The organism is Mesobacillus subterraneus (assembly GCF_023715485.1).
GTDB lineage: Bacteria > Bacillota > Bacilli > Bacillales > Cytobacillaceae > Mesobacillus > Mesobacillus subterraneus_B.
In genome coordinates, this window is the sequence record NZ_JAMBOF010000004.1 from 265,276 (window position 1) to 278,423 (window position 13,148).

Here is a 13,148-nt window from a genome sequence, read left to right on the forward strand (position 1 = left end):
CAAAAAGAGAAAGACCGGGCAATATTCGAGGCCACTGAAAAAAGTCCTTAAAGGGAAGCCTTTGTTTATTCGGCCTGTTGATTTCCACTCCCGGATGCTTCGCGTGCCGTGAGCGTAGCGCCTGGAACGAAAATCAACAGCTCCATTTCCCCTCTAACCAAAAAAAAGACTGAAGACAAGCTCGATTCCTCGAGTTTGTCTTCAGTCTTAGACACCTTTAAAAGGTGCCCTTAAGAATGTAGATACTATTCTTTTTGCTCAATGAATATTTCGGTTTGGCCGTCCAATGCTTTTACAGTCGCTACAGAGCCAATTGGCAATGTCGCAAATGGCTGGACGTGGCCGAAATTAACGTTCGCGATGATTGGAATGTTTTTCAGTTCTTCCTTGCTCATGATGATTTTCTTCAAAGCCTCATCAGTGATTTTTGAATTCACTTGAAAGCGTCCGATCAAAAGCGCTTTAATCGAGCCTGCATCAGGAAGGTGCAACAGTGACTGAAGGTCTCTGTCAAAGCTCCTTGAGTGGCTTTCCTCATCATCCTCGATGAACAGGATGCTGTCCTTGAGGGAGGGCATGAATTCAGTGCCCTGAAGCAGGTTCATCGTACAAAGGTTGCCGCCGATCAATTTCCCTTCAGCTTCACCTTCCTGAATGATGTTGTAGCCGTTTTGTTCATGGAACGTCCGCTCCTCCTGATCGATATACCAGGCGTCATCAGACCAAGTGGCCGAGGGTGATATTTCATAACTGGCATCATTCGTAACTGCCTCTAAAAATGCTTCCAGCGTATATTCAAAGCCGTGTTTAACACCGAAACTGGAAAAATGAGGTCCAGAATAGGTTACAAGACCCGTTTTTTGATAGATTGCCAGCTGTAAAGCCGTTATATCACTATAGCCGCAAAAGACTTTTGGATTGGATGAAATCAGATTGTAATCAATATATTTCAATATCTGGTTTGCATTATAGCCGCCAATTGCCGTTAAAATCCCTTTTACGTTTGGATCTGCAAACGCAGCATGTAAATCCTCAATCCTTTCGGACACCGAGGAACTGAAAAACTCGTCATGCGCATCTGCATTTTTTCCAAAAGTCACCTTGAAGCCCAGATTCGTCAGCCTCTCAACTGCCAGGTCAATTTGTGCTTCCTTTAAAATGATCATGCTGGTGGATGGAGCAATAACTCTAATCTCATCGCCTGGTATCAATTTTGGTGCAAACATTCTCTCCCCGCCTCTTCTATATATATATTCATATTGTAGCAAAGAAAAGTCAGGGAGTAAGCAATTTTAAACGAATGCAGGTTCCATTTTTCTTCCTGCTTTTGTTTTCTCAATTATGTCTGTGGCGATCCATACTCCGCAAGCGCTCGCCTGGGCAAGTCCTCTTGTGATCCCGGCTCCATCTCCGCCAACATACAGGCCGCTGATTTCTGTTTCAAACTTATCATTAAGCTTGGGCCTAGCCGAATAGAATTTCGCTTCCACTCCATAGAACAATGTGTGGTCTGAAGCAAGTCCCGGCGAGACTTGATTTAGGGCTTCCGTCATTTCAATCAAGCTTTTTAGCGTATTGTACGGGAGCACCAGCCCTAAATCTCCAGGTACTGCTTCCTTCATAGTTGGCTCTAAAAACCCTTCTTTAATCCTTTTTTCCGTTGACCTGCGCCCTTTTAAAATATCGCCGTACTTCTGGACGATCAGTCCGCCGTTAGAAAGGCTGTTTGCCAGCCGGGATATTTCATGGGCGTATTCATTCGGCTTATCGAATGGCTCAGAGAAGGTGTGTGATACAAGCAATGCAAAATTAGTATTCGGGCTTCCTAGTTTAGGATCTTTATAGGCGTGGCCGTTCGCAAGCATGATACCTGAATGATTCTCAACAACCACATGGCCAGAGGGGTTGCTGCAAAATGTTCTGACACTTGTACCAACTGATGTATTGAAAATGAACTTTCCTTCGTATAAATGTTCGTTTATTTCCTCCATGACAACATTTGAAGTTTCAACCCTTACGCCGATATCGACCTGATTGTTGATCATCTTCAGCCTTCTCTTTTTCATAAGCTGTGTCAGCCACTTAGAGCCGTCACGGCCCGGAGCAACAACGACTTTTTCGGCATGGATTTTTTCCCCGCTTTTAAGTTCCACACCTTTGACCATATGCCCGTCATGAGTTTTTTCCGTGATCAAGTCTTCAATTTCAGTTTTGAATGCCATATCTATTTTATCTTTTAAGTATTCAAATATATTTTTTAAGATTTCGAGATTTTGTTCAGTCCCCAGATGGCGGACCTGTGCCCTTAACAGCTTAAGACCTGCAGCATAGCCCCTGCGTTCAATTTCACGGACCTTATCTGTCAGCGGATCAGTAATGCTATCCGTCGCACCATGCTTAAGGTTGATTTCGTCTACGTATTTGATCAGTTCAACAACCTTTGAATCTGGGAGGTAATCCGTCATCCAGCCGCCAAATTCACTCGTAATATTAAATTTCCCATCCGAATAAGCACCTGCACCGCCAAAACCATTTGTGATCGAACATGCCGGCAGGCAGCCTGCAAAATCCTTTTTACCTGCTGGCGGCGGGCATTTTTCAATCTTCTTCTGTAAAATCGGACAGTTTCTTTTATAAATGTCATGTCCTTTGTCGACAAGAAGGATATTTGCTTCCGGCATCTTTAACGATAATTCGTAACATGTAAAAATACCTGCCGGCCCTGCTCCAACGACAATCACATCATAGTTTGTATTCATTTCGCATCCCCCGCCAATTTGTTTTTTTGCTTAACCCTTGGTAAATATAACAAAAAAACCAGGGGGGCGTCAATGTAAAATACGAACTTTAATTAATTACTTATATATAATGTTCGTGTTTATAGAGAGTATAAAAAAAGGCTGCCAGCAGCTGCAGGCAACCTCTCATGCTTAACCTTTGTACTTTATTTATTCATGGTTTTGCCGCAATTACCAGATGTGGCTGCAGCAAGCACCGATGATGATTAACAAAATGAATAGTACTACGATCAAAGCGAAGCCGCCGTAACCACATCCAGCTCCACCTACTCCTGCATAAGGATAACCTCCATGGCAGAAAGTACCTTGAACTCCTTGAACTCCTTGAACTGGCATTGGGGCATTATCATATCCGTACATTCAAAATCACTCCTCATTGGTTTTTGAATTGCTTTCCCTTTACGGTATGATATGGGTACTTGACCCGTTTGTGCATTTGCCTATTTTTAAAAATTAATTGATTTTTTAAAATGATGAAAATAAATCTTTCCTTTGTTTCCGTATTAGGGTAAAAATTGAGTATACGATGTATTACCGGAGGCTCGAATACCAACATGAATTTAAACAACAGAAAGATATTTAGTGTATTTTTCATAGGAGTTGCAATCCTTTACCTTTTGGCTATTCAATCTGAGCATTATCTTTCCGAAGATTTAAATGTATATGAAAAGATCGCTGACGGTTCATCCTTCAATTATTTGATTATCGGCGACAGCATCGGAAGAGGTGCGGGAGCGGAGAAAAAAGAATTGCGATGGTACAGCCAGCTTGAGGTCTTGTTAAAAGATTATTCTGGCTCCAGGGGCAAGCGTCATTTGGTGGTCCAAAGCGGTGCAACAGCCTTCGAGGGGCTTTACAAATTCCAAAAGTCGCACCAGTCCCAGAATATGGACTTGATTTTTATTGTCTTCGGCGAGAACGATCGAAAATATATGGATCCTGATACATTCACTTTCTTTTATGAAAAGCTAGTCAGAGATGCAAAGGAGCGGCATCAAGGCGCTGAAATTATTACGATAATCGAAAGCTCATTAAAACAGGAACCGTATGCTGAAGCAATTAAGAGAGTCTCTGTCCATTATGGGGCCAAAATGGTCGATATGAGGATTCCTTTCAAAGAATCGGGGATGCTTACCGAACATCTGACCACAGATATGGTCCACCCTAATGGCAAGGGGCACCAACTTTATGCCTACACCATCCTAGAAATGATCAAAAAAAATATCAGGAATGAAGCTGAAATTGCCAGCTTTCCTAAATCTTTAACAAGCAAAGATGATTTTTATCTTGATGAAAAAGACGACATCGCAGCTAACCTTGGTTTTATTGACGATCATGGGGTTTATGTTACCATGCGGCCTGGAGACTATCTTGAATACAGATTTGAGGGACCTATCCTCGGCCTGAACGCAATCCGCAGTGAGGAAGGCGGGATGATGAATGTCTACATAGATGGAGAATATGTGAGGACGCTATCCACCTGGTGGCCTTTTACACGGGAAAGGTACTTATATATTGCAAGCGGACTTGAACAAGGACACCACACTGTCCGATTTGAAGTGATTGAAGATGTATCTGCAAGTAACAAATCCGAAAAGTCAGTTGTGGAAATTTCATCAATCATCGTCGCAAAAGCGAAGGGAAATTAATCTGCAAAGGATTATAGAAATATATTTTGAAAAGGTGTATGATACTTCCATACGTTTAGAGTAAGGAGTAAAAAATGAAAAGTATCTTAAAGAATTTCATTAATGGGATTCTGACCATCGTCCCAATCATCCTTGTTGTCTATGTCATCTATAAAACTTTCATGTTTTTAGACAGCCTGCTTGGAAATGTGCTTAAGCCGCATTTACAAGAACGGTATATTCCTGGAATTGGCCTGCTGACAACTCTTGTGCTGATTACAATTCTAGGATGGCTTTCAACCAGGTTCATCACTGGAAGCATCATAAAGTTAATTGACAGACTGCTCGAGAAAATCCCTTTTGTCAAAACCGTTTATTCGGTCATTAAGGATACTGTCCATTCTTTTCTTGGCGAGAAAAAGTCATTCTCTAAAGTAGCAGTAGTCACTGTTCCGGGGACCAATATGAAAAGTCTTGGATTCATTACCACTGATAACGTGGAAGCATTCTATGAACCCTTATCAGAGTATGTTGCCGTCTACATTCCACAAACATTCCAGGTAGCCGGATTCACTTTCCTGATCCCCAAACAGGATGTTGAAATTATTGATGTTAAACCTGAGGATGCAATGAAATTCATCCTTTCCGGAGGCATGACTTCAAAAAATGCAGAGAGTACCCAAAATGCAAACAGCCGCTGACGTTTCAGCGGCTGTTTTTCAATTATTCAATGGTTGATTTCGAATTGATTGTTGCTTCTCGGATTAAGCTTATATCCCACAATCTTCTTAAGTCTCAGCTATTTCCGCGAGGTTCTTAAACCAATGAAACTTTTATAGTATAAAAGCAGCAATTTATTTGAAAAAAGGCTAGTTAAATGTGACCTCTAGAATAGGTGTTGTTCCTTTTTCCACTTTGCCTTCTGTTAACTTCTTTAAGGAGGCTGTTTGATCGGTGTTTGTAATAATAACTGGAGTTACCCTGCTCTTAGCCTTCTCGCTGATGATTGCCAAATCAAACGTGACCAGCTTGTCTCCCGCATTCACCGAATCTCCTTCCTTGACATGAGTTTCAAAGCCCTCACCTTTTAGCGAAACTGTCTCCAGGCCAATATGGATCAGTATCTCGGCACCGTTTTTTGCCCTGATTCCCACCGCATGCTTCGTTGGGAAGATCTGCATGATCTCACCATCAACAGGAGAAACGACAATACCCTCCGACGGTTCAATCGCGAGTCCGTCTCCCATCATTTTCTCTGAAAAAACGGGATCAGGCACCATGCTGAGGTCAACGGCTGTACCGGTGAGAGGTGCCAGCAGCTGAACCGTTTTAACAGCTTCTTCTTTTTTCCCGAATAGCTTTTTAAACATGTATATCAATCCTTCCTTATAAGGTTAATCTTTAAAGAGTTTCAGGTAATCACTATAGCCTTCTTCTGCCATTTTCTCCTTGGGCACAAATCTTAGTGCAGCAGAATTGATGCAGTACCGAAGTCCATTTTCACCTGGCCCATCATCAAATACGTGGCCTAAATGGGAATCAGCCGTTTTGCTTCTCACTTCTGTACGTACCATAAAATGACTTAAATCCTGCTTTTCAAGTACTTCTTCCTCTTCGATCGGTTTTGTAAAACTAGGCCAGCCACAGCCTGCATCAAATTTATCGCGCGAACTGAATAATGGTTTTCCTGAGACGATGTCAACATAAATCCCCTCTCGCAGGTCATTCCAATATTCATTCCTGAACGGCGGCTCTGTGCCGTTGTTCTGTGTAACTTCGTACTGTATTGGAGTCAGCCTATGTTTTAACTCCTCCTGATTCTTCTTCATGAATTATTCCCCCCAGTGATTCCTGATAAATGCTTCCCTGCCAGATCCCTTTTGATAAGCATTGTATCTTTCCGGATTTTTCTTATAAAAACCTTGATGGTAAGTCTCAGCGGGATAAAATTCTTTTGCCGGTAAAATCTCGGTAACAATCGGCTTCGAAAACCGTCCGCTTTCTTCAAGCTCCCTTTTCGAATCTTCAGCGATGATCCGCTGTTCTTCACTATGATAGAAGATAGCTGTTTGGTATGACCTGCCACGGTCATAAAACTGTCCGCCTGAATCTGTCGGATCTATTTGCTGCCAAAAAAGCTCCAGCAGCTTTTTATAAGGATAAACAGCAGGATCAAAGGTTATTTGAACTGCTTCATAATGTCCAGTTTTGTTGGTACAAACCTGCTCGTATGTAGGGTTCACAGTTGTGCCTCCGGTATAGCCTGAAACGACGCTTTCTATTCCTGGCTGTTCATCAAATGGTTTGACCATGCACCAAAAGCAGCCCCCGGCAAATGTCGAATGCTCGAGCTTTTGCTTTTCCATATTTCAACACCTCTTCTTTTTATGCTCCTTCTTAACGTGAGCCTGTTATCGCAGTGCTTGTAGCTTTTCGTATAAACTTTATATCCAGTATTGATCTTTAGCCTCGGGCGCTTTTCGAGTTGTTCTTATTCCAAGGAATGTGTAAAAATAACAAATTTGCGAATAAAGACTAACAAAAAAGCAGCCTACTCAAATACTTATTCCCTATTGTATAACTTTTAAAGCAAAAAACACATTCTGAACCCCTACTCACTTATTATGGAGCTGACAATTCTCGAAGAGGATATTATGCTTTCTTATTTCACAAGAAAATGGCCTCTTCCGAAGAAGAGGCTGAATTTATTTCCCTTTGAATTTGGTTTTTTGGCGAATTTCTTTATTGATGTTTTTCCAATTGCGCTTTTCCTCTGCCTGTGCTTTTTTATCGACCTTCCTGTCAATATAAGCCAGCTCTCTTTGCAGTTTTTTATAACTGGCAAACCTATCTTCATCGAGTTCGCCTTCAATGATGGCCTCCCGGACTGCACACCCTGGCTCATTATTGTGCATGCAATCGCGGAACCTGCATGCTGATGCAAATTCTTCGATATCAGCGAAGCTTTCGCTGATTCCCTCATCACTCGTCCATAATTGGACTTCCCTCATTCCAGGAGTGTCAATAAGTACGGCGCCTCCTGGAAGCATAATCATTTCCCTATGTGTCGTTGTGTGTTTTCCCTTATCATCGCTTTCACGGATATCCTGTACAGCCTGCTTCTGATAACCAGTCAAAGAATTGACAAGGCTTGATTTGCCAACACCCGACGAACCAATAAGGGCTATCGTTTTTCCGGGCGCAAGAAATCTCTGCAATTCGTCAGTTCCGTTTTCGTTAAGCACACTTACCGCAATGACCGGAACTCCTAGAGCTACTGCTGACACTTGATCCATTTTATCTTCGAGGTCAGTTGTTAAGTCAGCTTTGCTCAATATGATAACCGGGTTTGCTCCACTCTCCCAGGCAAGCAGCAAGTATCTTTCTATTCTTCGCAGGTTCAGGTCATCATTAAGTGAATTCACAATAAATACTGTATCTATATTGGCTGCTACAATCTGTTCCTCCGTAACCATTCCCGCAGCCTTTCGGGAAAACTTGCTTTTCCTTGGCATAATTCCCTGGATGGTTCCTTTCTTTTCTCCAGCCGAGGTTTTCACCGCAACCCAATCCCCGACTGCTGGCAGGTCTTCCCGGCCAACTGCCTCATAAGTCAACTTGCCGGCAAGGGTGCACAGGTAATCTCCGTCCTCAAGCCACACCCTATACATATGCTTATGCTCAAGGGCAATCCTGCCTAGTTCGAACCCTTTTTGTTTATATTCTTCGAAATTACTGGTCATGTCAGATGTCATTCCGATACTTTCAAGTTTAGTCATTTGTATTTTTCCTCCATCATACTTAGAAAATATAAAAAAACCACAGGCACACACGGCCCGTGGTTCATAAGCATGCAGAAAAAAAGACAAATCGTCTACCGTCCGCTTAGGTTAGTGGGCCGCGCAATAAGTAATAGTCAGCTTAAAAACAATTAACGTTTTGCTCATTGCACTCCACCTGCCTCTCGATTAATTATTTATAGTATATGGAAAATCGTTCCTGATGTAAAGATGTTTTTCTTAATTCCATTCCTTTTTTAAAATTAGGCTCTGTTAAACTTGGCTGTTGATTTGCGTTCCAGGCGCTTCGCTTTCCGCGGGCGGCCCGGGGAGCCTCCTCGTCGCTTCACTCCTGCGGGGTCTCCCCTGACCCGTTCATCCCGCAGGAGTCTTCGCGCCTTCCACTCCAATCAACAGAGCTTAAAAATCAACAATGACCTTTAACACAGCCTAAAAATTAAAAAGGATTTCACATGATGTTGGATTAATTTAAATTACTGGCTAACTTCCCGGTTTTCCTATTTATCGTCTTTTTCTATTACTGAAAAAAACGCCGAATTACCCCGCTCACACCTGACATGCCCATTTTGCATATTTTATAAAGGAATATTGAACACATTAGGAGTGAGGGGTATGGCCAATTCAAGAAACCAGAATGATTATTTGCAAAAAGCCGCTATGTACGGTTTATTAGCAGATTACTATAAATACCTGGATCCAAATATGCATGTCATGTATTATCATAAACACCTCCGCAATCTGAAAAAAGCAATCCAGATGATGCGCTCTGATACGGTATCTGCCAATCCGGCAACTGCCATGCCTTCTAAGCTGCGGTTTTTGCATGCTTCCCCTGACGTGAAAACCGTAGATATATATGTTAATGGCAGCCGCGTGCTCCGTGACTTTGCTTATAAAAACAACAGCAGCCATATGCAGCTGCCTTCAGGTAAATATCAGGTGGACGTTTATCCTGCAGGGACAGATGCAAAAACTGTCATTAGCAAAAAAATCACTGTTGAGCCTGGAAGGATATATACAGCGGTAATTTCAGGACCAGAAAATAAACTTAGGCTCCTGACTTTCGAGGACCAGCCGCAAACACCTGTCGGAGAAACAAAAGTACGTTTCATTCACCTATCACCTGATGCACCGGCTGTTGATATAGCAGGGAAAAACGGGGATATCATTTTTCCTAACGTTTCTTTCAAACAAGCTACTACCTACCTTGCCCTAACGCCTATGACGGTTACGCTGGAGGCAAGAGTGGCGGGAACAAAGAACACTGTGCTGACAATTCCAGAAGTCAGACTTGAACCTAACAACGCGTATTCTATCGTTGCTGTGGGTACTGCAAAAGGTGAACCGCCTCTTGAGGTGCTTTTATTACAGGGTTGATGAGGGGCCGGTCATCCGGCCTCATTCCATTTTAAGAGCATAGCTGAAATGAAAAAGGTACTCCCTTGGGAGCACCTTAGTCAGCTGGAACAAGCAATGTAATTTTAATATTATCTTTTTTCAGGTCGAATTCATTTACACGAACCTTAATATCACTCTTGAGCTTAAGCCTTTGCATCGAAACATAGACTCTTTCCTCTTCAGGCTGTATGTTGACGGCCTCAGGCAAATCATAGCTGTCACTGACGAATTTTAGCACGGTCGAAACAGGAAGGCGCAGCTTACCGACCGAAATCTCCCTTTGGTTAAGGATCAGATCCCCATTTTTCAGTGCCTGCGGCTCGAATGTCAGCCTTAATTCCAGTTCCTGACTGAATAGAGGGAGAGTTCCATAAAGCTCAACTTCATCAGTCAGCAAAACCTGATAGTCGATACTGCTTTTTTTGCCTTCTTCCTCGATATAGTGATTGATCACCCTGTTCAGATCACGCTTGTTTGTTGATACTTGAAAAGCAACATCATCGGAATCTGCACTTTTCTTCGCAGGTTCTATCTTTGATTCCTCCGCTGGAGAAACTGCCAAGATCCATAAAAACAGGATTGCTGCGACAATTATTCCCAGTAAAATAAAAAATCCAATTTTCCATCTGTTTTTCATCAATCTTGTAGCTCCTCTTCCCTTGCTATTTTCCATTGCTGTTTTAACAGATTATTATTTATACATTTCCCCATATTCCTTAGCAATGAACTACTAAAACCATAAAAATTCACATTTTTTTTATGATTAGAAGGAATATCAACAAATCAATTACTCAATGACTTGCTGGTCAAGGATCTCATACACCCGGTCAGCGATCAGTTGGTAACCCCTGTCATTTGGATGAAAATAATCCGTGTAAAGCAAATTCTCTTCATTATTAAGGAAAATATCATGAATATCAACAAAGTAAGCATTCCGATCGTTCTCAACGATTAGCCGACTTTTTCCATTCCACTCGTCTACAATTTGATTCATTTCCTTCACATCTGCAAACCAATTATAAAAGGGATTATACAGACCGATTAATATAATCGGTGCTTCGGGATTGTGGATTCGGATCTTTGAGAATATGGTCTGAAGGTTTTCCTCGAAAACTTTTTCTTCTGCTTTGAAATAGTTCAGTTTCAAGCTGGAGAAATTCTCTTTTACCACTTTCATCAAATCGTTTCCGCCAATCGTCAAGATGATCAGATCCGCATCCTGAATGGACGATTGCATATTCTTGCTTTCCAGCCTCGCAAGCAGCTGGTCTGCCCTGTTTCCCCTGACCCCAAAATTTTCAAAGTTTGCATTCTTGATCGTCTTTTCTTTTTCTAGCTGGTCGGCGAGATATGGTATATACCCTCCGGAATTTGTACTGTCCCCGACACCCTGGGTAAGTGAATCACCTGCGGCGACAATATGTAAATCCTTCGGGAAAAATGAATCCGGCAGGGCATTCTTCAATTCCACTCCCGTTTCCTTAACTTTATTAAAGTTCCCTTTTTGCAAGCTGTCAATCTGGCTGCATGAGACTAATAAGACGGCCAGACAGAAATAAAGTAAGGTGAGTTTTTTCTTCAATCTTGTTCACCTGCCTTTAAAAGTAATCCCATTATATCACTTAGACCAACTCCATTAAATTTTAATGGATGAACCTGCGTCTCTCTATACTTATATTATAATCAAAAGGCAAAAAAACAGGCCACATATGCGGCCTATTGAAGTGCTTTAATATCTTCGATTATTTGTTCAAATGGGACTTCCTTCAGTCCTGTATAGTACTTTCTCATATTACCGTCCTGATCGACAAGATAAAAATCAGTTCCATGGATGACCTGGTCACCTGTCTCTGGTTTCTTAACTAATGTCTTAAAATTTTCAAGAGCAAATTTTTCAATTTCTTCCTGGGTGTATCCTGTCAGGAAGGACCAATTTGCGAAATCGATATTAAACTTTTTCCCGTACTCTGTTAAGATCTCAGGGCTGTCGACTGAAGGGTCCACACTGAAGGAAACAATTTCAACATCCTCAAGCCCTTCCTCTTTAATCATATCCTGCAGCTTTGCCATATTCGCGGTCATTGGCGGGCATACATCCGCACAGTTTGTGAACACAAAATCAGCAACCCAGACTTTACCCTTTAAATCTTTTTTTCCAAAGGCTTCGCCTTCATGGTTTGTAAAAGAAAAATCCTCAATTGGATAATTCTTGGCATCTTTAAGGCCGCCATTTCCACAGCCTGCAACAAATACAATTAAAACAGCAAAAATGATGAACAAAATATTCTTTTTCATAGAATCACCTGCATTCTCTCTGATAATCTCCACAACCATTCTAGCAGACGGATTTGAGAGAAGAAAGAAAAAGATGCGTTAAAAATGTGAATTCAGCAGTACAATTAGACTAAATCACTTCTATTTTGGGAGTTTTTCATCGTTTTGTAGAAGTCCTTGATAAACTCGGTATAAGGGAAATTGAGAGCTACTTTGTGGACTGGATAATCTACTTTGTCTACTGTGTTCCTGAAATCTCCAATGCTCTGTCCAAATGCTTCACCAAGATTCACGATAATTTTTACTGGAATATCACGGTATGTCATGTGCTCATCATTCACAACTGCCCAAAATGTTAGCACATCATGCAGAGGAGCGCCTGTTAAGCCCGGCGTCCTGGTCTTATAAAATTTGTAGTAATAATCGAACATTGGTTTTACTAATTTTCCCACCTTGCTGCCGACCGCCTGGTAATGGGTGTCAAGCTCATTGATTAACGCCGGTGTCACGATTGCCCCGCTTGTAACATTCAATGGTATGATTTTCACTTTATTCTTTGCCTGAGTGAGGACAATATTAGCTGCATAAGGATCTCCATGAAAATTCGCCTCTGCAACCGGGGTAACATTTCCCGGTTCATTGAATGCCCCGCCCATTAGATAAAACTCCTTAACCTTTTTCATCGTTTCAGGATAAAGTATGAACGCAGCAGCTAGCGAAGATAATCTCCCTACATTCACGATAATAATTTCATTTGGATTTTTTTCGATGATTTCCTGGATACCATGAAAATTCTCAATCGAAACATCAATATCAATGTCTGGAATGATTGGTCCTAACCCTTCAACCCCATGGACGTCGGGATAATACTCAGGCAGATTTCCTGTCAGCGGCAGTTCTGCTCCTGCAAAAACAGGTACATCACGTATGCCGGTAAGCTCTTGTATATAGGCCGCATTTCGTAGTGCATCCTGCTTGGACACATTTCCATAATCGGCGACTACTCCGACGATTTGGAGTTCTTTATTAAAGAATGCATAAACAATCGCGATATTATCATCAATTCCAAAATCACTAAAAAAAAGCACTTTTTTTGCCATACCGGACACCCCCTTCTAAAATTATATTGAAGGTGCAGAAAATAATGGCAAAAACTTTAAAAGCCCTGAAATTTACTTAACGGGTTAACTTTAAAGGTTCAAAAAATGTAAAACACATATGAAAATGTTTTTTAATTTAGTAAGAAGCCT

General features: G+C 41.6%; 14 protein-coding genes. 3 read left to right on the top strand and 11 right to left on the bottom strand.

All coding sequences use genetic code 11. The annotated features are described in order from the left end of the window. Positions 1-245: 245 nt before the first annotated feature. From M3204_RS07995 to M3204_RS08005, 3 genes are all read right to left on the bottom strand, one after another. Positions 246-1,226 (bottom strand): S66 family peptidase, encoded by a 981-nt coding sequence (locus M3204_RS07995; RefSeq protein ID WP_251480615.1) that lies wholly within the window; start codon positions 1,224-1,226, stop codon positions 246-248. A gap of 66 nt (positions 1,227-1,292) precedes the next feature. Continuing rightward, a complete protein-coding gene (locus M3204_RS08000; RefSeq protein ID WP_251480617.1) occupies positions 1,293-2,759 on the bottom strand; it encodes an NAD(P)/FAD-dependent oxidoreductase in 1,467 nt (488 codons plus the stop codon). A 210-nt stretch (positions 2,760-2,969) separates the two neighbouring features. Further along, on the bottom strand, positions 2,970-3,134 hold the full coding sequence (locus tag M3204_RS08005) for a YjcZ family sporulation protein (RefSeq protein ID WP_251480767.1): 165 nt from the start codon (positions 3,132-3,134) through the stop codon (positions 2,970-2,972). Positions 3,135-3,352: 218 nt separating this feature from the next. On the opposite strand from M3204_RS08005, the gene M3204_RS08010 reads away from it, so the two are divergent. Together M3204_RS08010 and M3204_RS08015 are read left to right on the top strand one after the other, a co-directional pair. Further along, entirely contained in the window at positions 3,353-4,447 is a 1,095-nt protein-coding gene (locus tag M3204_RS08010; protein ID WP_251480619.1) for an SGNH/GDSL hydrolase family protein, read from the top strand. Between the two features lie 74 nt (positions 4,448-4,521). Beyond that, the gene (locus M3204_RS08015; RefSeq protein WP_251480622.1) at positions 4,522-5,127 is read left to right on the top strand and encodes a DUF502 domain-containing protein; all 606 of its coding nucleotides are present in this window, start codon (positions 4,522-4,524) and stop codon (positions 5,125-5,127) included. A gap of 168 nt (positions 5,128-5,295) precedes the next feature. Here the strand turns inward: M3204_RS08015 and M3204_RS08020 are convergent, their stop codons facing one another. The 4 genes from M3204_RS08020 to rsgA all read right to left on the bottom strand — a co-directional run bounded on the left by M3204_RS08020 (position 5,296) and on the right by rsgA (position 8,205). Then, positions 5,296-5,796: a PTS sugar transporter subunit IIA gene (locus M3204_RS08020; protein ID WP_251480624.1), complete on the bottom strand. Its 501-nt coding sequence runs from the start codon at positions 5,794-5,796 to the stop codon at positions 5,296-5,298. 24 nt (positions 5,797-5,820) lie between these two features. After that, the gene (gene msrB / locus M3204_RS08025; RefSeq protein WP_251480626.1) at positions 5,821-6,255 is read right to left on the bottom strand and encodes a peptide-methionine (R)-S-oxide reductase MsrB; all 435 of its coding nucleotides are present in this window, start codon (positions 6,253-6,255) and stop codon (positions 5,821-5,823) included. Between the two features lie 3 nt (positions 6,256-6,258). After that, a complete protein-coding gene (gene msrA / locus M3204_RS08030) occupies positions 6,259-6,792 on the bottom strand; it encodes a peptide-methionine (S)-S-oxide reductase MsrA (RefSeq protein ID WP_251480628.1) in 534 nt (177 codons plus the stop codon). 339 nt (positions 6,793-7,131) lie between these two features. Next, on the bottom strand, positions 7,132-8,205 hold the full coding sequence (gene rsgA, locus M3204_RS08035; RefSeq protein WP_435367703.1) for a ribosome small subunit-dependent GTPase A: 1,074 nt from the start codon (positions 8,203-8,205) through the stop codon (positions 7,132-7,134). A gap of 633 nt (positions 8,206-8,838) precedes the next feature. Here rsgA and M3204_RS08040 point away from each other — a divergent pair. Further along, on the top strand, positions 8,839-9,603 hold the full coding sequence (locus M3204_RS08040) for a DUF4397 domain-containing protein (protein WP_251480631.1): 765 nt from the start codon (positions 8,839-8,841) through the stop codon (positions 9,601-9,603). A 76-nt stretch (positions 9,604-9,679) separates the two neighbouring features. Here the strand turns inward: M3204_RS08040 and M3204_RS08045 are convergent, their stop codons facing one another. The 4 genes from M3204_RS08045 to M3204_RS08060 form a co-directional block, all read right to left on the bottom strand. Further along, positions 9,680-10,261 carry a YpmS family protein gene (locus M3204_RS08045; RefSeq protein ID WP_251480632.1) on the bottom strand — a complete coding sequence of 194 codons (582 nt, stop codon included), beginning with the start codon at positions 10,259-10,261 and terminating at the stop codon, positions 9,680-9,682. 150 nt (positions 10,262-10,411) lie between these two features. Further along, on the bottom strand, positions 10,412-11,206 hold the full coding sequence (locus M3204_RS08050) for an SGNH/GDSL hydrolase family protein (protein ID WP_251480634.1): 795 nt from the start codon (positions 11,204-11,206) through the stop codon (positions 10,412-10,414). Positions 11,207-11,340: 134 nt separating this feature from the next. After that, positions 11,341-11,919 (bottom strand): SCO family protein, encoded by a 579-nt coding sequence (locus M3204_RS08055; RefSeq protein ID WP_251480636.1) that lies wholly within the window; start codon positions 11,917-11,919, stop codon positions 11,341-11,343. A 104-nt stretch (positions 11,920-12,023) separates the two neighbouring features. Continuing rightward, positions 12,024-12,998 carry a nucleoside hydrolase gene (locus M3204_RS08060; RefSeq protein WP_251480638.1) on the bottom strand — a complete coding sequence of 325 codons (975 nt, stop codon included), beginning with the start codon at positions 12,996-12,998 and terminating at the stop codon, positions 12,024-12,026. Positions 12,999-13,148 lie beyond the last annotated feature (150 nt).

Bases quoted from the DNA above. Each gene is read 5' to 3' on its own strand.
- M3204_RS07995 (WP_251480615.1), bottom strand. From the start codon at position 1,226: ATGTTTGCACCAAAATTGATACCAGGCGATGAGATTAGAGTTATTGCT.
- M3204_RS08000 (WP_251480617.1), bottom strand. From the start codon at position 2,759: ATGAATACAAACTATGATGTGATTGTCGTTGGAGCAGGGCCGGCAGGT.
- M3204_RS08005 (WP_251480767.1), bottom strand. From the start codon at position 3,134: ATGCCAGTTCAAGGAGTTCAAGGAGTTCAAGGTACTTTCTGCCATGGA.
- M3204_RS08010 (WP_251480619.1), top strand. From the start codon at position 3,353: ATGAATTTAAACAACAGAAAGATATTTAGTGTATTTTTCATAGGAGTT.
- M3204_RS08015 (WP_251480622.1), top strand. From the start codon at position 4,522: ATGAAAAGTATCTTAAAGAATTTCATTAATGGGATTCTGACCATCGTC.
- M3204_RS08020 (WP_251480624.1), bottom strand. From the start codon at position 5,796: ATGTTTAAAAAGCTATTCGGGAAAAAAGAAGAAGCTGTTAAAACGGTT.
- msrB (WP_251480626.1), bottom strand. From the start codon at position 6,255: ATGAAGAAGAATCAGGAGGAGTTAAAACATAGGCTGACTCCAATACAG.
- msrA (WP_251480628.1), bottom strand. From the start codon at position 6,792: ATGGAAAAGCAAAAGCTCGAGCATTCGACATTTGCCGGGGGCTGCTTT.
- rsgA (WP_435367703.1), bottom strand. From the start codon at position 8,205: ATGACTAAACTTGAAAGTATCGGAATGACATCTGACATGACCAGTAAT.
- M3204_RS08040 (WP_251480631.1), top strand. From the start codon at position 8,839: ATGGCCAATTCAAGAAACCAGAATGATTATTTGCAAAAAGCCGCTATG.
- M3204_RS08045 (WP_251480632.1), bottom strand. From the start codon at position 10,261: ATGAAAAACAGATGGAAAATTGGATTTTTTATTTTACTGGGAATAATT.
- M3204_RS08055 (WP_251480636.1), bottom strand. From the start codon at position 11,919: ATGAAAAAGAATATTTTGTTCATCATTTTTGCTGTTTTAATTGTATTT.
- M3204_RS08060 (WP_251480638.1), bottom strand. From the start codon at position 12,998: ATGGCAAAAAAAGTGCTTTTTTTTAGTGATTTTGGAATTGATGATAAT.